Source organism: Pedobacter sp. UYP1 (assembly GCF_040547305.1).
GTDB lineage: Bacteria > Bacteroidota > Bacteroidia > Sphingobacteriales > Sphingobacteriaceae > Pedobacter.
In genome coordinates this window covers 631,730-651,170 of record NZ_JBEPPL010000002.1, presented here as the reverse complement: position 1 = coordinate 651,170, position 19,441 = coordinate 631,730, and the positions used below count along the sequence as shown (strand labels likewise).

General features: G+C 41.1%; 13 protein-coding genes and 2 tRNA genes. 7 read left to right on the top strand and 8 right to left on the bottom strand.

The window, feature by feature from the left end:
• The first annotated feature begins 212 nt into the window (after positions 1-212).
• Positions 213-2,936, top strand: coding sequence for a carboxypeptidase-like regulatory domain-containing protein (locus ABIB30_RS06810; protein ID WP_354300480.1), 2,724 nt, complete (start codon positions 213-215; stop codon positions 2,934-2,936).
• 12 nt (positions 2,937-2,948) lie between these two features.
• Here the strand turns inward: ABIB30_RS06810 and ABIB30_RS06805 are convergent, their stop codons facing one another.
• The 4 genes from ABIB30_RS06805 to ABIB30_RS06790 form a co-directional block, all read right to left on the bottom strand.
• Entirely contained in the window at positions 2,949-3,377 is a 429-nt protein-coding gene (locus ABIB30_RS06805) for a CBS domain-containing protein (RefSeq protein WP_354300479.1), read from the bottom strand.
• A gap of 67 nt (positions 3,378-3,444) precedes the next feature.
• A complete protein-coding gene (locus ABIB30_RS06800) occupies positions 3,445-5,034 on the bottom strand; it encodes a PspC domain-containing protein (protein WP_354300477.1) in 1,590 nt (529 codons plus the stop codon).
• A gap of 4 nt (positions 5,035-5,038) precedes the next feature.
• Entirely contained in the window at positions 5,039-5,374 is a 336-nt protein-coding gene (locus ABIB30_RS06795) for a PadR family transcriptional regulator (protein ID WP_354300475.1), read from the bottom strand.
• Between the two features lie 132 nt (positions 5,375-5,506).
• Positions 5,507-5,842: a hypothetical protein gene (locus tag ABIB30_RS06790; protein WP_354300473.1), complete on the bottom strand. Its 336-nt coding sequence runs from the start codon at positions 5,840-5,842 to the stop codon at positions 5,507-5,509.
• A 252-nt stretch (positions 5,843-6,094) separates the two neighbouring features.
• Between ABIB30_RS06790 and ABIB30_RS06785 the strand changes: the two genes are divergently transcribed.
• The gene (locus ABIB30_RS06785) at positions 6,095-6,253 is read left to right on the top strand and encodes a hypothetical protein (RefSeq protein ID WP_354300471.1); all 159 of its coding nucleotides are present in this window, start codon (positions 6,095-6,097) and stop codon (positions 6,251-6,253) included.
• Positions 6,254-6,315: 62 nt separating this feature from the next.
• On the opposite strand, the gene ABIB30_RS06780 is transcribed toward ABIB30_RS06785, so the two are convergent.
• The 4 genes from ABIB30_RS06780 to ABIB30_RS06765 form a co-directional block, all read right to left on the bottom strand.
• Positions 6,316-7,458, bottom strand: coding sequence for a putative sensor domain DACNV-containing protein (locus ABIB30_RS06780; RefSeq protein ID WP_068403726.1), 1,143 nt, complete (start codon positions 7,456-7,458; stop codon positions 6,316-6,318).
• A gap of 22 nt (positions 7,459-7,480) precedes the next feature.
• On the bottom strand, positions 7,481-8,428 hold the full coding sequence (gene rlmF / locus ABIB30_RS06775; RefSeq protein WP_354300469.1) for a 23S rRNA (adenine(1618)-N(6))-methyltransferase RlmF: 948 nt from the start codon (positions 8,426-8,428) through the stop codon (positions 7,481-7,483).
• A 77-nt stretch (positions 8,429-8,505) separates the two neighbouring features.
• Entirely contained in the window at positions 8,506-9,915 is a 1,410-nt protein-coding gene (locus ABIB30_RS06770) for an alkaline phosphatase (RefSeq protein WP_354300467.1), read from the bottom strand.
• 138 nt (positions 9,916-10,053) lie between these two features.
• Positions 10,054-11,412, bottom strand: coding sequence for a sugar MFS transporter (locus ABIB30_RS06765; RefSeq protein ID WP_354300788.1), 1,359 nt, complete (start codon positions 11,410-11,412; stop codon positions 10,054-10,056).
• A 248-nt stretch (positions 11,413-11,660) separates the two neighbouring features.
• Here ABIB30_RS06765 and ABIB30_RS06760 point away from each other — a divergent pair, with 248 nt between their 5' ends.
• The 5 genes from ABIB30_RS06760 (at position 11,661) to ABIB30_RS06740 (ending at position 19,429) form a co-directional block, all read left to right on the top strand.
• On the top strand, positions 11,661-12,008 hold the full coding sequence (locus ABIB30_RS06760) for a diacylglycerol kinase family protein (protein WP_354300465.1): 348 nt from the start codon (positions 11,661-11,663) through the stop codon (positions 12,006-12,008).
• Between the two features lies 1 nt (position 12,009).
• On the top strand, positions 12,010-12,735 hold the full coding sequence (gene recO / locus ABIB30_RS06755; protein ID WP_354300464.1) for a DNA repair protein RecO: 726 nt from the start codon (positions 12,010-12,012) through the stop codon (positions 12,733-12,735).
• Between the two features lie 104 nt (positions 12,736-12,839).
• Positions 12,840-12,917, top strand: a tRNA-Val gene (locus tag ABIB30_RS06750).
• A gap of 40 nt (positions 12,918-12,957) precedes the next feature.
• Positions 12,958-13,035, top strand: a tRNA-Val gene (locus tag ABIB30_RS06745).
• 1,195 nt (positions 13,036-14,230) lie between these two features.
• Positions 14,231-19,429 carry a CehA/McbA family metallohydrolase gene (locus tag ABIB30_RS06740; RefSeq protein ID WP_354300462.1) on the top strand — a complete coding sequence of 1,733 codons (5,199 nt, stop codon included), beginning with the start codon at positions 14,231-14,233 and terminating at the stop codon, positions 19,427-19,429.
• Positions 19,430-19,441 lie beyond the last annotated feature (12 nt).

Below are 19,441 nucleotides of genomic sequence, written 5' to 3'. Positions count from 1 at the left end.
GGTTAACTCTGATATGAGGCCACCTTTTCCTGTAAATACGTAGACTTGATATAGACTAGATGTAGATTCACAGGTAACTTAACCGGAACACGCTATAACCGGCCTGTTAACCATCCATAAATGTCAAAATATGTTAAAGGTTCCCGAAGGTTATGGAAGCTCCTGCATAATTCAATATATTAGCAAGATTAATCTTGTATCACCCGCCATTCATGAACTACTTTAAAATATCATTTGCATTATTTATACTTTGCTTTTCTTTAGGATTCCAGGCATCAGCACAACAGGATACCGTTATGCTCAGCAATATTCTTAACAAATCAAAGATCATTGCAGAACAGCATCCTGTAGAAAAAGTCTATCTCCATTTTGATAAACCATATTACAGCGTTGCGGATACCATGTTCTTCAAAGCTTACCTGACCTCTGAACAGAATATTCCTTCGCCATTGAGCAAAGTAGTTTATGTAGATGTGATCAACAGCCAGGATTCCCTGGTCAAATCGATGAAACTGCCAGTGACCAACAGTGTAGCTTACGGAAGCCTGGAGCTTGATATGGTTAACTTTAAACAGGGCAATTATTATGTCAGAGCCTATACCGTCTGGATGTTCAATTCCAGCCCGGATTATTTCTTCACTAAAACTATTCCGATTGGAGAAGCTATTGACAAGAAATTGATTACCCATTTAACTTATAACAACGTACAAACCGATAAAAGTCAGGTCATCAATGCACAGATTCAGTTTAAAAATCTCGACAAGGCCATTCTTGCCAATAAACCAGTCAACTGGAGCGTCATGTCAAATTATGAAGTGGTAAGTAAAGGCAGGGGCGTTACAGACCAGAATGGGATTTTAAAAATAAGTATCACCCCAAAGAAAAATGAAATCATCACCAAAGGAGACCTGACCACAGAACTTAACATGGGTAACCAGGAAGTCCTGAATTCTTCTTTTGTGCTTAAACCAAAAGCTGGAAGTACTGATATTCAATTCTTCCCTGAAGGCGGAGAACTCGTGAAGGGTATCCCGACACAAATCGCCTTTAAAGCTATTAAACAAGATGGGCTTGGTATTGAAGTTAAAGGAACTATTGCTGATAGCGATGGCAACCAGATTACTGCATTTAGTTCTACCCATCTGGGCATGGGCGCCTTCTATCTGAATGCAGAAGGTGGTAAAACTTACAAAGCAACTGTCACTTTCAGTGATGGTTCTAAAAAAATAGTAGACTTGCCAAAGCCTGTTGAATCAGGAATTTCCGTACAGGCGAATACCACGAATCCGGAGGTGATCAATTTCAAGATCGTAGCCAGTGATACCTACTTCCAGCAAAACCAGGGTAAAAGTGTTTATTTGATTGCACAAAATGCCGGCCAGGTATATTATGCTGCACAAACTAAATTACAGACACAAGTTACCGCAGCAAAAATACCAACAGATAAATTTCCTTCAGGAATTGTTCAGCTTACACTTTTCTCTGCAACCGGAGAACCAATCAGTGAGCGTTTGGCCTTTGTACTACACAAAAATGCGATGAACCTGACTTTAAAATCAGACCTTCCTGCTTATAAAGTCAGACAAAAAGTAAGAATGACTATTTCTGCTAAAGATTCTACACAGCGTTTAGTAGGGAATTTCTCTCTTAGCGTAACCGATCAGCAGAAAGTTCCGGTAGATGAGACTACAGAAACAACGATATTGAGTTCTTTGTTACTGACCTCAGACCTGCAGGGATTTGTAGAACGTCCAAACTATTACTTCGTGAAAAACGATGAAAAAAAGCGTGCAGAACTTGATATTTTAATGCTGACTCAGGGTTACCGCCGCTTCTCTTACAAAGAAATTATGACTGGCAGGTTCCCTGCAAATACTTACCTTCCAGAGCAGGGAATGAGTATCACAGGTATTTTAAGAGACAGAACAGGAATGCCGGTCAGAAAAGGAGCTTTACGTTTAACCAGCCCAGGAAGAACACTTTCTTCGGAAACACTGACTACAAACTCTGGCCTTTTCGCTTTCCCTAACCTGGTTTTCGAAGATGGTGCAGAATTACTGATCAATGCAAAATATAATGCAACAGGAAGCAATATGATGATTGTCCTGGATAGTCCTCCTTTCCCTGAGGTAACCAGCAATCCTTATCCGGCTACTGAAATTGCCAATATTGACAGCACACTTTCATCTTACCTGGATAACAGTAAAAAACAATACAGCAATCTGCGTACACTTAAAGAGGTGAAAATTACCGGAGCGACGGTCAAAAAACCAAGCCACACGGATTATACAGCTTTAACAGGATTAAGTATGATGCCAGACCATATGATTGATGGAGAAAGATTAAGTGGTTGTAATGACCTTTTAACCTGCCTTAAATCTATGGCGATGGGACTTACCTTCGATACAGACAGGTTCTTCATTACCCGCGATTATATGCAGGGAAATAAAAGTACGCCGGTACAGGTATTCATTAATGGAAATGCAGTAGATGCGGTCAACCTGGGCAGTATTCAGCCTGCGGATGTAGAGTCCATTGAAATTTTCTTAAAGGATCAGCTGGGCCTTGTTTTCAAGAATTACAACTGTAATGGCGTATTGGTGGTGAATACGAAAAAGATTCCTAAGTCAAATATGAGCCTGGCAGACTTAAAGAAAATGATGCCACAGAGCAACATGCTTAAGTTTACCCCTAAAGGATATACAAAAACAAGAGATTTTTATGCACCTAAATATCTGACGCAAACCAGCTCTTATACAGGGAACGATTTAAGGACCACGATTTACTGGAACCCTAAAATCGTCACCAATGCAACTGGAGATACCGTGCTTGAGTTTTATAATGCAGACGGTAAAGGAACCTACAGAGCAGTGATTGAGGGCGTAGATGCAAATGGTAATGTTGGCCGTTATGTATACCGTTATACTGTTAAATAAGCAGCTGGAATACTAGCTGTTGATATAACCTTCCAATTGGGAAATGGTCTGCTTTTGATCCTCGATGATGAATTTAACCACATCGCCAATTGAGACCATCCCAATAATCTGGTGGTCAGCCAATACGGGTAAGTGCCTGATGTGCTTATCCGTCATAATCTCCATGCAGTGATCCAGACTGTCGTTTGGAGAAACTGTAATTGGACTGGCGGTCATGACTTCACTTAAAGGTGTATCTGCAGAAGTTTTTCCCCGAAGGACGATTTTCCTGGCATAGTCTCTTTCAGTAAATATTCCTGATAACTGACTGCCTTCCAGGATGAGCAGCGCACTGATGTTTTTCTCCATCATTACGCTAAGGGCATCCAGAACAGATGTTTCTGCCGTAACCGAAAAGATCTGTGCTGATTTAGTGCTGAGTAGTTGTTTTACGGTTTTCATAACATATTAAGAGTTAGCTAATTAAATTTACTAAAAAATATTCAGAAGCTAACTCTTTATTATTTACCTATTTTTTCTCCAGCTGGCACTTTAACCCTTCTTCAGTCATTACCCCTTCGTACCTGTCCTCTACAAAATTTTCATCGTCACAGTCCCAAAGAGAATAGCCATTCAGGTAACGGTCCAGGTTTTTACCAATCCGCAGTTTAGTTCCTACAGGTAGTTTAATCAGTAATTCAACCCGCTGGTCTCTCCAGTATTCCTGTTTTTTCAAATGTACTTCAGAACCAAATTTCAATAAGGAATCCTGCTGTGCAAAATCATAGCGGATATTCTTTGCATGGTTCAGTGCCATAGCGAAATCCCTTCCTTGTGAACTGTAACTTTGGATCAGTACAGGCACGTTACCTTCACTTTTTTCTATTCTGATCGATACATTTCTAGGGGCAGCGGATGATCTTTCAGGATCTTTCTGAATAATCTTTCCGATAAAATCGGATGAATTTAAGCGATATTGTAAGCTATCTTCTTTACTGAAGAACATAGTTTTATCCATTTCCAATGTGTAAACCGGGTAAGTCTTTAAAGATAAGGTCTGCGTAAAGCTAGCTTGTTCTTTAAATTCAGTACCCGTTTTTGCAATAAAGAAAATCCCAACCGAAAGTGCACATAACCAGATTAAAAGCAGAGCATAAGATAACATCTGGTGAATAGGACGACTATTAAAAGCAACTCTTATAGAAAGCAGAATCATACCCAGTAAAGGGATCGCTATGGTGAAGAAAGCCGCCACACTAAAAATGGTCAGGTAAGATCCGTTTACAATGTTAAAAGGGAATACCTGCGCAGCGCCAGAATACCAGACACCAAGAATGGAAGCCAGTGCCACAAAATCACTCAATAAAAACACGGAACCAACCAGCAGTAAGACAATGGCGATGAACTTAAAAATAATCTTCCCGGAACCTTGTAAAAACGTTCCCAGAACAGTGATGAATTCTGTGATGAAGTTACCAGAATGTTTCACAAAAGGACGCAAATGCTCATTCGCATTTTTCAGGTTATCTTTTAGATTGGATAGTTCTTCTTCAAAACTTCTTTTAAATCCCTGCAGGTTTGCCGCTTCTCCTTTCATGGCCATGCGTTCTGCCCGGGTAGAAGCTTTAGGGATCGCTATCCATAAAACCAGGTAAGCAATCAAACCTGAACCACCTAACATCACCGATAAAGCGGCAACGATCCGGATAATGCTTACATCCATTTTAAGGTAATGGCTCAAACCAGCACAAACACCTGCAACCATGGCCTCGTCGGTGTCTCTGTAGATTTTACGTTCCGCAAATGCAGAAGAATATGTGTTATTGTAATCAGCTGCAGGATCTTCTTCAGACTGTTCTTCAAAATCTTTGACCGAGCCCATTAAGCCGATTACAACCTGTACATCTGCCAGTTCAATCACTTGTTTCTGCTGTGTGTGCAAAATCTCAGTAAACATTTCTGCAATCCGGTTCTCAATGTCAGAAACAATTTCAAAGTCATCCGCACTTTTCCCGAAGTGTTGTTTAACCTCAATCAGGTAAGTGGTCAATAGTTCATAGGCGTCTTCCTCAATGTGAATGATGGAATTGCCAATATTTATGTTTAGTGTCTTCTTCATGAGTTTAAGGGTTAGTTTGGTTCTTTGATTTTGCAATAGCGAATGATAACTCTTGCCAGGTTCCGTCCAGTTGGGCCAGCATTGCAGTCCCTAAAGGTGTCAGTGTGTAATATTTACGAGGCGGCCCTGAGGTTGATTCTACCCAGTTATAACTCAGTAGTCCGTTATTTTTCAACCTGGTCAATAACGGATAAAGCGTCCCCTCTACAACCAGTAATTTGGCTGACTTTAATTCAGCGATGATATCAGAGGCATAAATCTCTCCTCTTGATATAATCAGGAGCACACAATATTCCAGTATGCCCTTCCGCATTTGCGTTTGTGTATTTTCTGCTATCATAATTCAAAGTTATGTGTTTTATATAGTAATATGCAATACATAGTACTATAGGCAACATAAAAAACAGTATAACTAGCTGATTTAAAGCTGAATAATTTTAAATAAAAAAATGAAGAGAAGAATTTTAGGGGATTAAACGCGTCCGCCAGCCAGATTACTGATAAAAAACCACCAGGTAATGAGCCCGGGAATCAGTCCGATTACCCCACCGACTAACCAGATCCATCTTCGGGAAGCGATAGCAATCAGCACGCAGGCAACGAAGTAAAGGCCCGCTACAATAATTTCTGCGCCCACACTATACCACAAGGTAGCAACCGTGCCTACAACAATCAGGATCGCATTAAGTTTAAGCACATCAAAGGTTGACATTGCTGGCTGATCTTCACCTTTAAACACGTAGGGGTAAGCAATGGCACAGCCAATTAAAAAGACAATAAAGAAGATAATAACCGGTAGCGAGATCATAAAAAGGCAGATTGATATTTCAAATATACGGCTAAATCCAGGCCAAAGATTTCAAGACAAATAATGTTTGCTAATTAGTACAGACACAAATGATTGCATCAGTAACTCTCCCACAAAAACACCTGCTAGCTATAAAATAAAAAAGCCTTGTCAACAGAAAGAAATAATTATCAACATTTTAACAGTATTCTCTTTTTTGGCGCAGGGTTTGTTTTAGGTTAAACATCATTGTATCATTAAATACCTCTGCTTATGCTAATTAAATTGAATCTGATTACTCATGCCTTTGCCAGGTCAGAGCGCGAGAAACAAGAAAAAGCACTTACCCAAAAACAGTGGGTTACATTGGATAGAATAGTGATGTTGATTTTGTTCCTTGGCGTGATCGCCGGAGCTATTATATTTTCGTAAATAAGAATCTAAATAATATATTAATTTTTTAGCGTTCATGGAGATGAACGCTTTTTTTATGCCTATAACAATAGCGTATCAATGCGGTGTGCCATTACTCTTTCCTGTATTGGTGACCAGGAATAAATAGTAAAATGCCCATCCTGAGAAGCTACCAACGCAATTGCATCATTCTGATCCTGTATAAACTGTGCAGCAGAAAGGTGACGTGTCCCTCCTACTTTAGCTGGATGCATCACCACTGCCCCGCCACCAGCAATGGGTTCTATAAAGGATAATTCTTCAATCAGCTCTTTACCTTTTGCGCGTCCTATTTTAGCGCCAAAAGCCAGGAGTTCATAATCATCACTGATTACTGTTGCTCCGTCTATAGCCGTTAAACCAGCCAGATGCTCTACCTCTCTTTTCAACACCGTTTGCCAAAAGATCTGGCTCGCCTGTTTCCGGTCTTGCTTTAATAGATTTGACAACCCACAAAATGCAGGTTGTATTCCATATTGAATTGGCTTGATAATCGATTGCAGCCAGTTCTTTGTTCCGTTAGGAACGACCAGCAGCGTTCCTCCACGCTGATGAGAGCGCATAGATACAGCCAGTTGAATCAGCACATTCACCGTGTCATTCCAGTAAGAAGGTGCCGTAAGATCCAGCAATGACAACAACATTGGCGGACAATCCGGGTGCCTGGCACTGTTCACATCCACAATCTTAATCTGATCACCTTTAAGGACAGCTATATTGGTAAATTTTCCAAATCCATAGATCCTGCGGTGTTTAATCACCAGCAGTGCAGGTTCAGAGACGTCTAATACAAAACAAAAATTAGGGATACTGGTTGTGGTTCCCCAAATATAGAGTTCACCATCTTCCTGCCACACACCGATATGAATACCGGGACGTTCAACACCGGGTGCAATCTTGGTTAAGATAGTCGGGTTAAGCGGTAAACGATTTTTAAAAAGCAAGGGGCTGCCTCCTTGTGCAGGTGGTAAAAAAGCCAGTGATATTTTTGGTGAATGACCTTCTTCCTTTCGGATACTCGCCCAAAAGGTGGCATCAATAATCGCCTCTACAATCTCTGCCGAAGGCAATGGAGCAAGATCTTCCTCTCCACTTTCTCTTGCCGCAGCAAGATGCTGAGCAAAAATGGCTTCAACTTTAGGAGCGATAATTTGAGCTGCCTGATAAGTGGGTTTATAGATCATGGCTTAAAGTTAAGATATTAAATTATTTTTTCCATCGCTTTTTACTCCATTCCGCCTGCTCATCTGCTGATAAAAAAGTCCAGGCCACAAAACGACTTTGCTTCTGTCCCTGAGCCATTTCTACAGTTCTCACGCCTTTAACACCTACCTTATCCAGGGCATAATAAACCGTTGATAAATGAGCACTTTTTGACACTAATGTAGTAAACCAGACGCATTGCTTAGCAATCTGCGCGCTTTCTTCAATCATCCTCCTGATAAACTCTACTTCGCCGCCTTTACACCATAATTCAGAGCTCTGTCCACCGAAATTAAGTACGGCTTCTCTTCCCTTCTGTTTGCCCAGGTTACGCACTTTACGCTGACTGCCCATTTGCGCTTCTTCTGCAGAAGCATGAAAAGGTGGATTACATAAAGTCAGGTCAAATAGCTCGCCCGGTTTTACTACTCCTTTGAATATACTGGAAGCGGAATTCTGCATTCTGAAAGTTAAATCACTGGCTAACGGAGGATTAATTGCAGCAATATTTTCTGCTGAACTAATTGCGCGTTTATCTACGTCTGAACCAACAAATGACCAGCCGTATTCCTGATGTCCGATAATCGGGTAAACACAGTTTGCACCCACCCCGATATCCAGCACTTTGACCGAATTCCCTTTAGGGATTTCGTTTCCATTAGCCGAGGCCAGTAAATCTGCCAGGTAATGAATATAATCGGCTCTGCCCGGAATTGGCGGACATAAGTAGTTTTCAGGAATATCCCAATCGGACAATCCGTAAAAATAGATCAATAAGGCTTTATTTAAAGTTTTTACCGCTTCAGGATTTGAAAAATCGACAGATTGATCACCATAAGGGTTGATAAATACAAATTGCTCTAGTTGCGGGCAACTGTTAATTAATTGTGGAAAATCATACCTTGAACGGTGTAGATTTCGGGGATGCAGTACTAGTTTTTCAACGGACATAATTTAACGCTTACCTCAAAGGTAAGCGTTAATTGATACATATAGGGGATTTCCCTTGGTAAAAGCTTAAATAACTGCTAAGATTTAACTACCGGGGCTAAGAATTCTGAAGAAAGTGCAGCTGCATTTAACATGAAATTATGCAGCTCATAGTTTTTTATGAATGGCTTTAACAATTCACTTCCAGGGCCAAACATAGTCAGTTCTACATAGTCTGCGGTATGGTTCATTCCTGCCCATTGTACCAATGTATATTTTGCCTGAATCTTTGCCAGCTCGTTAAAAGGCAGGTTAGCGGCATTGTATAACTGCCCGGGAATGATGTCAGAAAAGTGTGCGAGTAATTGCTTTGCTTCGGCAGCTGTAACTCCAATACCCGTTCCTGCTTCAATTAATTCAGCTACGTTTTTCTCGCTTGATGAATTGTTCAGCTGATTTAAAATCCATTCATTGCTATGTTTGAAATGTTGAATGCGGTCAAAGTCTTTGTTGCTGTCTCCATAGAATAAACCAGGGTTTGCATTGCCATGGTCTGTAGTGATAATGACAAGTGTCTCGCCGTCTTGCTCTGCAAATTCAATAGCCTGACCTACGGCTTCATCAAAAGCCAGCTGATCAAATATCAAACCTCCGGTATCATTACCATGCGCAGCCCAGTCTACTTTTCCTCCTTCTACTTGTAAGGCGAACCCCTTAGGATTGTCTTTCATCAGCGCAATGGCTTTGTTCATCATTTCGGCCAGAGAAGGTGTACTTTTCAGCAATTCAGGAGAGTTTTTCCGGTCTAGCTCATAAGGTAAACCATCTGGTGCAAAAATACCGAGTACCGGGCCAGCGTTTGTAAGGCGCATAAGCTCGTCTCTGTTCTGAGCAACTTTAAAGCCTTGAGCCTGAAATTGAGGGATAATACTCCCGCTTTTTCTTTTGGTATCAAAGTGCTCTGAGCCACCGCCCAGCATCACATCGAACTTTAATTTCAGATACATTTCTGCGATTTCATCTTGTCCGTCACGGCTATCTATATTGACACAGAATCCTGCTGGTGTAGCATGGGTAATTGGGACTGTAGTTACACAGCCTACCTTTTTACCACTCTGTTTAAATTTCTGTAAAATTGGCTGCGGTGTTTCCCCTTTCGGGCCCACGTTCAAAGATCCGTTCTTAACACGCATCCCTCCACCCCATGAGGAACTCGCAGCTGCAGAATCCGTAACCAGAGAACTTGCTGAGGCCGTATCCATCAGTGCACGGGTAACTTTTGAGTCTTTATAAAGTTGTATCCAGTTTGTGCTTTTACCAAAGGTTCGGTTTGCATAAAGGTCTGCCATGTTTAAAGTGCCAATACTCATTCCATCGCTAACCAGCATAATAATGTTCTTCGCTTTTTTAGCCAATGGTTTGGATTGAGCCAGCAAGTCTGACGGTGATAAAAAAGGTAAACCAATTCCGGCTAATAAACCTCCTTTTAATAATGATCTTCTGTTCATGTGTGTGCAATTAGTAACCGCAAAAATATCCTTCGGCTATGCGCTTAACCTGAACCTGACATTACCATATTGTTAATAAAAGCAGAAACCGCCTGTTTCTTGATAAAAAACAGGCGGTTTCTGATAAAAATGGGCTATTTAATGATTGGTCCTGACAGCACCACCTTCTGCGCCATGACCACGTTTGGCACAGTACAATCCGAAAATCAGGATATATAAATAACATAATGCAGGCAGGATAAATGAAGTTTGAATGCCTGATGAATCAGCAATACTGCCTTGAACCAATGGTAATAAAGCACCTCCTAAAATCGCCATAACCAGTAAAGATGAACCCTGACTTACGTATTTTCCTAATCCCGAAATCGATAGGGTATAAATATTGGAAAACATAATCGAGTTAAACAATCCGATTCCCAAAATAGGATATAAGGCCATGCTGCCTTTGCTGAAAATAGAAACCAGCAATAAAACAATATTCACTGCTGCAAAAATTACCAGTGTACGTGCCGGAGCAGATTTACCGATTACAAAAGCCACAATATTCAACACGATAAACACGATAAAGAAGCTCGTTTGTGCAAAGGTCAGGTCAACGATACTAAAGACCAGTAAATAGACAGCCGCAGCGGCAAGAACCATATAAATAAACTTCTTGGTTTGTGGCAATTCACTTAATGAGATCGCGCCTAAGAATCTTCCAATCATTGCTCCACCCCAGTACAGGGCAAGATAATTTTTACTGACCACTTCTGTCAGGTTAGTTACATCTGGTTGTTCCATAAAGGCAATCAGTAAGCTTCCGATACCTACTTCGGCACCTACGTAACAGAAGATACCAAAGATTCCTAGTTTTAATTGTGGAAATTTCAAGGCACCTAAACCTCTTTCTGAAGATTCTTCACTGCTGAAAGATGGAAGCTTAACCCGGCTGATGATTAGCGCAAGCACGACAAGGATACCTGCAAAAATCAGGTAAGGGATACGGGTAGAGTCTGCTGAAGCGGTACCGTTTTTTTCCAGGAACAGGGTAAATATTAAATGACCTCCAAGAATTGGGGCAATGGTTGTTCCGAAAGAGTTAAAAGCCTGAGTCAGGTTTAAACGACTCGAAGCGCTTTCTTCTGGCCCTAATAAGGTTACATAGGCATTCGCAGTAATCTGCAGAATTGTAAATCCTAAACCCAGTACAAATAAGGCAGCCAGAAACACACCGTAAATTGACAGGGTTGCTGCAGGATAGAATAAGCAGCAACCGACAGCCGAAAGCAATACCCCTGCAATAATTCCTTTTTTATAACCGACTTTGTTAACTGGGTCTCCGTTAAAATATGAAATCAGGAAGTAGATTAATGATCCGATAAAATAAGCACCAAAAAAGGCGAACTGTACCAGCATTGACTGTTGAAAGTTTAAGTTAAACTGCACTTTTAAGTGCGGAATTAAAATATCGTTCATACAGGTAATAAATCCCCACATAAAGAAAAGGAGCGTCATTGTAACAAGCGGGATAATAGAACTATTTTTTTTAACGGGAGTAGTGGTTTCCATGTTTGATTAAAATATCTGAATTGTTAAAGCGAAAAGGTCTTGTTTAAATAGCCCCTAAATCGAATCAGCAAATAAAGGAAAATAAACTGTTTCTTGAATAAGAAATTGTGTTGATTAGGTAAAAATAACGATGTAAGTGGGTATTAAAGTCAAATATTAGTTTTTCTTTATAAGTTTGATGATAAGCTGATGCTATGCGAAGATTAATCAAGAGTTTTGGATATGCGTTATCCGGGATCGCTTATACGGTAAAAACGCAAATGAACTTTCAAATCCACCTGGTCGCAACTATATTGGTTGGAATTGCAGGCTGGTATTTTCAATTATCTGGCAATGAGTGGCTATGGATTGTTCTGGCTATTGGCCTGGTCCTGGTTGCTGAACTTTTAAATACGGCAATTGAGTTATTGGTCGACCTGGTTTCGCCAGAGTTCAATGTGAAGGCAGGAAAAGTTAAGGACGTAGCTGCGGGCGCTGTCATTGTTGCGGCTTTCATTTCTGTAATTATAGCGGCTATTATTTTTATCCCAAAATTGATCTGATATGCTCCACAAAACCCGTGGAATAGTTTTAAAAACGACTTTATACAGCGAAAGCAGTGTAGTGGTGCAAATCTTTACCGCGAAATTCGGCATTCAGTCTTATATGGTGAATGGGGTCAAGAAGCCAAAAGCTAAGATCCGGATGAATATGCTGCAGGCACTTCACCTGGTCGATATGGTTGTTTACCATAAGACGAATTCCAGTATCCAGCGGATTTCTGAACTCAGGCCTTCTCCGGTATTCCGGACTATCCCTTATGATATTATCAAAAGTACGATAATTATGTTCCTGAATGAAGTGCTTTATAAAAGTATCCGTCAGCAGAATGCGGATGAAAATATTTTTGATTACATTTTTAATGCGGTTTCCTGGTTTGATGAGACGGATCAGGGAGGTGCGAATTTTCACCTTGCTTTTTTGCTGAAGTTATCCCGGTTTTTAGGTTTTGCACCAAGTACAGAGACTAAAAGCGATCAGAGTTATTTCGATTTACAGGAGGGTGAATTCAAGTCTCTACCTCCCGTTCATCCATATTTTATAGAAAAAACAGCAGCAGAATTATTTATTTCTTTGTTTACGACTCCTTTTGAAAAATTAAATGAAATAAAAATAGACAATGCGACAAGAAGGCTCATTCTTGATAAAATACTGATATACTACACCTTACACACGGCTTCTTTTGGAGAAATAAAATCTCACCAGGTATTGGAAGAGATCTTATCTTAAAAATATTAAAAAAGTTTTGGAGTTTTAGTTTAGAGGTGTATATTTGCACTCCCAACAACGAAGAAGGTTATTCAAATAGCAGAAACGACGAGGGAAGAACCAAGGGGAGATTAGCTCAGCTGGTTCAGAGCACCTGCCTTACAAGCAGGGGGTCACTGGTTCGAACCCAGTATCTCCCACCAACAAAAAAGCCCGCCAGGCTGTCACATGGCAAGAACCAAAGGGAGATTAGCTCAGCTGGTTCAGAGCACCTGCCTTACAAGCAGGGGGTCACTGGTTCGAACCCAGTATCTCCCACCACTAATAGCTTAAAAAATCCGTTCTTTCTTTAAGAACGGATTTTTTTTTGATCTATTTTCTTACAGTCTCTGCCTTTACCCCGATCAAGTTATAAACTTGTGGAGGAGGCTCTTTTTTAAGCATAAATTTTGGCATGCTCAACAGAAAGTCTTTGCGATCACGGATGTGCTTATGCCTCTGGAAGTTGCGCTGAAAGCTTTCAATTTGCATGGGAATGACTCAGGCGAAACAAGGCCGGGCTGTTAGTAAATAAATTCAAAATAGCTAAATAACAGATCTATACCGGCCGGGTACTGCCTGAGTACTGTCCGAGTACTCGTTAGGGTAAGAGCAATGCTAAAGTAACGCGAGAGCATGGCAAGTCCAGGTCAAAACAACTAGTTGAAATGACTTAGAGTTGCTATGCTTAAAGCCTGTTTACAACCCGCTGTCACCCCGACCACCACTCAGGCACAACCAGATCATAACCGGATGAAGATTAATGGAATTATAATTTCCCCTTTAACTAACGCACGGACAACACTGCGGATAACCGCGGACAATTGCAGACAGCCGCGGACAATTACGGACAATTACGGACAATTACGGACATTTTTTACGCATCAGGATAATCTTTAACGCTAATAGCCTACATTGGTGGAAAGGCATTTATTTATTATGGGATGTTTAACGGGTAAATTTTCAAAGGGAATCCTTGACGATTTCATTTTTAAAGCAGCAGTTTGGAGTACAGGTTGTTTCAAAAGTTCTGTAAGGGGCACAAGGAAACAATCAATGGAAACCGAAAGGCATCAGAGAACTTTCGTCAAAGTAGCAAGCCTGGAAAATCAGGAAGTAATTAGCTTATTAAAGAATCGTAACCAGCTGCTTTGAACTCAAAAGATATCAACCCAAAACTTGAAATCTAATCCCTGATCCACAAGTTGATGACTTGATTCCTTTACTCCGCATTCTTTTTAATTCCCCAGCGCACCAATCTCACAATCAGCCACAACACAAAAACAGTCAATAAAAAACTGATAACATCAGCAATCAAAAGAGGATAGGAATTAACAATGATGTCCATGGTGCTGGCTTAAATAAGCTGCGAATGTATCATTAAATTTAGTTTTCCACAAACACAATAATTAATACTAAGCTAACATTAGAGCCTTTTAATCCGTATATTTTTGTCCGCTAAACAAAAATTTTACCTATGAAAAAAAAGCTACTCTTAATCTTACTGTTTTCAGGTCTTTTTCTCCCGGCGCAACTGTTTGCTCAGCTAGCGAGCTGGAACTTTACCGGACCTGGTCTTTTAAGCACTGCTACAGCAACAAATGCTGACCCCGGACTTTCCTTTACCCCGATATTGACACGTTCTGCAACAGCGGTTGCCAGTGCAGGTGCTAACTCTTTCCGAACGGTTAAATTCGGAAATACAGGTATTTCAACAACCAACCCCAATTATTTTGAATTCACCCTTACGGCGGCCGCTGGCAAAAAGATGTCTTTATCAACAATCGACGCGGCATACCAGGGTACTGCAAGTTATTTCTTAAATGCAGGTGCATCCAATCAATTTGCCTATAGTCTGGATAACAGCACATTTACCCTGATTGGTTCACCGACTATGATTACCAAAACAGGAGCAGCTCCTGTAGTTTATCCAACTATCGATTTGTCGGGCATTGCTGCACTACAAAACGTAGCTGCAGGAACTGTGGTTACTTTCCGTTATTTTGCCAGTGGACAAACTTCTACAGGCGGATGGGGGTTCTTCTCCCCTGATCCCAACCAGGGACTAAAAATTGGAGGTACAATTACAGATTTGGGCGGGGGCGCTGATATTACCCCTCCGGTTAATGCTTCAGGTTTTCCTAAAGCCAGTGCGATTACTTCGGCTTCTGTTGACCTGTCGAGCAACATCGATGAAACAGGAACAACCTATTATGTTTTAATTCCTGCTACAGGAACTGCCCCATCAACCACCACACAAATTAAGGCTGGTACAGATGGAAACGGAAACCCTGCGTTTAAATCAGGTTCTTTAAGCAACACACCAAATTCAGATGCGGTCACTACACTAAATGGTTTAACCCCTGCTACGGCTTATAATCTTTTTGTGGTATCGGCCGATGCAGCTGCAATACCGAACATTCAAACGGCTTTCACCACACTTCATTTCACCACAATAGGTGCTGCCGATTTAACGCCTCCTGTTCATACAGCAACTTACCCAAAGCTGAGCAATATCGCAGCCAATTCAATCACGCTGCTCAGTAATATTAACGAAGCAGGAACAACCTATTATATTTTAATTCCTGCTACAGGAACTGCACCTTTAACACCGGTACAGGTTAAAAACGGATTGGATGGAAGTGGGAATCCTGCTTTTAAAGCCGGATCTTTTGCCAATACGCCAGCTACTGAAGCTTCGGTAAGCCTGACAGGGTTAAGTTCCTCTACTGCTTATCAGATTTACGTAGTCGCAGCAGACGCAGCGCCTGCCCCTAATCTTCAAACTACATTTACGAAACTTACTGCAACAACCATTGGAACACCACTGGTCAGCGCTCCGGTTATCATCAGCCAATATTATGAAGGTACATCTGTCAACAAATGGATCGAATTAACCAACCTGAGCAATACACCTGTAAATACGGCTGTTCCGCAATTAAAATTGGCTTTATATAACATTTCCGGCGATGCCGGGACAATTAATATCACCCCCACCCCCTCTCAGACTATGGAGCTGAATGTAATTATTCCGGCTCAGGGTTCTGTATTAATCGGAAATACGGGTAACGGAAATGAAGTCCCTTATTTAACAGCAGCCAGTGCAGCACAAACCAGTAATTCCGTTATTAATTTCAATGGAAATGACGGGGTAGCTTTACTGGATGCTTCGAACAATATTATAGATGCTTTTGGACAGGGCGTAAATGCAAAAGACGTTTCTTATGTAAGAAATATCACGGTTACTGCACCTGGCCCGACTTTTATAGCCGATGATTGGACAAGACTGCCTCTGGCCACTGTTCAGAATGCGATTGACGATGATGATCTCAACGGCTTAGGAGTACATTTCCCGCCGAACTTGTCTCCATGTGTTGCACCTTCAGTTCCTGCTAAAACTTTAACTTTCAGCAAGGTTAATACAAGCAGTATAACTTTATCATTCACAGCTTCTACGGATGCAAATGAATACCTGATTATCCGCAGCACAAGCAGCACTTTAACAGCAATGCCCCAAGATGGAACTGTTTATAATACTGGCACTGCACTAGGTGGCGGAACGGTTGCAGGCCGTCTGATCAATACGACTTTAACTGATATTAATTTAACCAGTTCAACCCCATACTATTATTTCATTTTTCCATCAAACAATGTTTCCTGTACAGGAGGGCCAAAATACCTGACCACAAATTATCTGACAGGAAATCAGACAACACAAACCTTATCAGTCTGTGCAACGCCGGTTAATCAGCCAGCGAACTTTACGGTAACTTCTTCCAATTATAATTTCATCCAGGGCAGTTATCAACCAGCAAACGGAGTGGATGAATACCTGGTCGTGATGAGTACCAGCAGTTCTTTGACGGCTAATCCACTCAATCAAACCGTTTACAATGTTGGTGATCAGCTTGGCGGTGGTACAGTCATTAAAAGAGGTACTGGAAATAGCTTTATCAAAAGTGGCCTGGCTCAAAACACAGCTTACTACTTCTACATTTTTGCCTTGAACAGCAGCTGCAGTGGTGGCCCTTTGTATTTAACAACCGCTCCATTGACTGGTCTGCAAAAGACAGGGATTTTAGATGCAGACAATTTAAATTTCTATTATGGGAACCTGCACAGTCATAGCAGTTATTCTGATGGAAATAAGGACGATAAAACTAAAAAACCTGAAGATGATTATGCATTTGCCAAGAATGCTATGAAAATGGACTTCTTAGGGATATCTGAGCATAACCATACACAAGCAGGCATGTCGCTGGCTTATTGGAAGCCTGGTATGGAAGCCGCAAAAAACGCAACCACTTCTACTTTCCTTGCGCTGCATGGGATGGAATGGGGTGTAATTAGCGGTGGCGGTCACGTTATTGTTTATGGGATTGATTCCTTAATTGGATGGGAAGCTGGCGAGAACCAGATCTTTGTCCCTAAAAGTACCTATACTGGTAATAATGGATTATTTAAGGTGGTTAATCGGCATGGCCTGAATGCCATTGCAACGCTGGCTCACCCGAATACAACTGATTACAATAATATCGCAGCTACTTATGATCTGAGTGCGGACAGTGCAATTGTAGGTGCGGCTTTAGAAAGCGGGCCTGCATTTTCAACTAACCTTACTTATTCTGATCCGGCCAGTTCGATGAGCTACCTGGGTTATTATAATAAGATGCTTTCCAGAGGATATCACTTAGGTGCAACTATAGATCATGATAACCACAATATGACCTTTGGGCGCCATACACGCGCCAGATTGGTCGTATTAGCGCCAGCGTTAACAGAAAATGATCTGTTTGACGCGATGAAGAAAATGCGTTTTTATGCTTCCGAAGATTCAGCAGCAAAGGTCACTTTCTTATTGAATAAAGAGCAGGTAGGTAGTGTATTTACAGGGGCAGGGGCACCGGAAATCTCTGTGAGTACCGCAACTACAAGTCCTGTTTCCAGTATTAAATTACTTTATGGTACACCAGGCAGTGGAATTAATCCTGTTCAGGTAACCAGCAGCAGTTCGGGAACTTTAAGTTTCAAGCATGATACTTTAGCTAATTTGACCACGGGTTATTATTATGCGGATATTGTAGAGGCGGATGGCAGCAGAATCATTACTTCTCCTATTTGGTATAGCCGTGATGACAGTTATGTTAAAAAAGCACAGACCATCACTTTTGCTCCCCAAAGAAGTGCAACTTATGGAGATCCTGATCTGGAGATTGGTGCAAGCAGTGATCATCCAGCTATGAAGCTAACTTATACAACAAGTGATGCTAAAAAAGCGACAATCACTGATGGAAAAATACATATTCTCAATGCGGGCAAAGTTATACTGACTGCGAATCAAAAAGGTGATGCTTACTTTAGCGCCGGTACCGCACAGCAAGTACTGACTATCCTTCCAAAACCTATTCTTGTTAAAGCAGACCCTAAACAAAAATTAACTGGTACTGCAGATCCGGTATTCACTTATACTACAACTTCAACTTTATTGGATTCAGTTGCTTTTACCGGAAGTCTGACCAGAGAACCGGGAGAAACTCCAGGAAATTATGCGGTCCAACAAGGTACACTTGCTTTAGATTCTAATTATCTGATCAATTATACACCAGCAGCTTTAAAAATCCTGGAAAGACCGTCAGGTCACATCAGTGGTGATCTCAATACCAGTGTCAACGCACCATCCCCTATGGTTATTTTCACGGCAGCAAAGGGTACCGCGCCATTTACATTTACTTACCATATCAATAGTGGAGCGGATTTGACAGTGACGACCACTGGAAATACAGCGACGATCCCTGTTCCGACTGCAATCGCAGGAAGTTATATTTATACGCTGACCAAAATTGCAGATGCAAATAGTGCCGAAACACAAAATATGTCGTCAACAGTCATTGTGCACACTTTACCAACCGCTCAGATTTCTGGTACTGGTAATGTATGTATCAATGGTAAAGCGCCAATAATCACTTTTACAGGAAATAGCGGAATTGCTCCTTATACATTTAATTATACTTTGAACGGTAGCAGTAAAACGATTACAACCAGTTCAGCTGTTGCGACTTTAGAAGCGCCGGCAAACTATTCTGGTGTTTTTACCTATGCGCTGTTAAGTGTTTCGGATGTATATGGAACACAGGCTCAAACTGGAAATGCAGTAGTTACAATCAATGATTTACCACTGATTCAAATTGGCAGTAACAAGGGAGAAAGTATTTCTAAAGGAGATGTTTTACAACTTACAGCAACCGGAGGTACAAGGTATAGCTGGACGGGCAGTGAAATCTTAAGTGGACAGCTTAATGCAACTTTAACCATCAGACCAAAACAAAGCGGCACCTATAAAGTAACGGTCACTAATGCTAGTGGTTGTACGGCAGATCAGGCTATCAATATCACTGTTATAGATGATTATAAACTGGAAGCCGGAACTTTAGTTACCCCGAATGGTGATGGTATCAACGATAAATTCGTGATTAAGAATATTGACTATTATCCAAACAACACGCTTAAATTATTTGATAAAGCGGGCCGCGTATTTTACACTAAAAAGTCTTACGCAAATGACTGGGATGGTACGGTGAACGGTAGTCCGTTAACGGAAGGTACCTATTACTATATCCTGGACCTCGGCCCTGGTTTAGGGACATTGAAAGGTTACATCAATATTTTAAGAGACTAATTACGCCACAAA

What these genes read in the sequence shown, in the direction of transcription:
- ABIB30_RS06740 (WP_354300462.1), top strand. Translation starts at nt 14,231, where the DNA reads ATGAAAAAAAAGCTACTCTTAATCTTACTGTTTTCAGGTCTTTTTCTC.
- ABIB30_RS06805 (WP_354300479.1), bottom strand. Translation starts at nt 3,377, where the DNA reads ATGAAAACCGTAAAACAACTACTCAGCACTAAATCAGCACAGATCTTT.
- ABIB30_RS06765 (WP_354300788.1), bottom strand. Translation starts at nt 11,412, where the DNA reads ATGACGCTCCTTTTCTTTATGTGGGGATTTATTACCTGTATGAACGAT.
- ABIB30_RS06760 (WP_354300465.1), top strand. Translation starts at nt 11,661, where the DNA reads ATGCGAAGATTAATCAAGAGTTTTGGATATGCGTTATCCGGGATCGCT.
- ABIB30_RS06810 (WP_354300480.1), top strand. Translation starts at nt 213, where the DNA reads ATGAACTACTTTAAAATATCATTTGCATTATTTATACTTTGCTTTTCT.
- ABIB30_RS06780 (WP_068403726.1), bottom strand. Translation starts at nt 7,458, where the DNA reads ATGATCTATAAACCCACTTATCAGGCAGCTCAAATTATCGCTCCTAAA.
- ABIB30_RS06800 (WP_354300477.1), bottom strand. Translation starts at nt 5,034, where the DNA reads ATGAAGAAGACACTAAACATAAATATTGGCAATTCCATCATTCACATT.
- rlmF (WP_354300469.1), bottom strand. Translation starts at nt 8,428, where the DNA reads ATGTCCGTTGAAAAACTAGTACTGCATCCCCGAAATCTACACCGTTCA.
- ABIB30_RS06790 (WP_354300473.1), bottom strand. Translation starts at nt 5,842, where the DNA reads ATGATCTCGCTACCGGTTATTATCTTCTTTATTGTCTTTTTAATTGGC.
- ABIB30_RS06770 (WP_354300467.1), bottom strand. Translation starts at nt 9,915, where the DNA reads ATGAACAGAAGATCATTATTAAAAGGAGGTTTATTAGCCGGAATTGGT.
- ABIB30_RS06785 (WP_354300471.1), top strand. Translation starts at nt 6,095, where the DNA reads ATGCTAATTAAATTGAATCTGATTACTCATGCCTTTGCCAGGTCAGAG.
- recO (WP_354300464.1), top strand. Translation starts at nt 12,010, where the DNA reads ATGCTCCACAAAACCCGTGGAATAGTTTTAAAAACGACTTTATACAGC.
- ABIB30_RS06795 (WP_354300475.1), bottom strand. Translation starts at nt 5,374, where the DNA reads ATGATAGCAGAAAATACACAAACGCAAATGCGGAAGGGCATACTGGAA.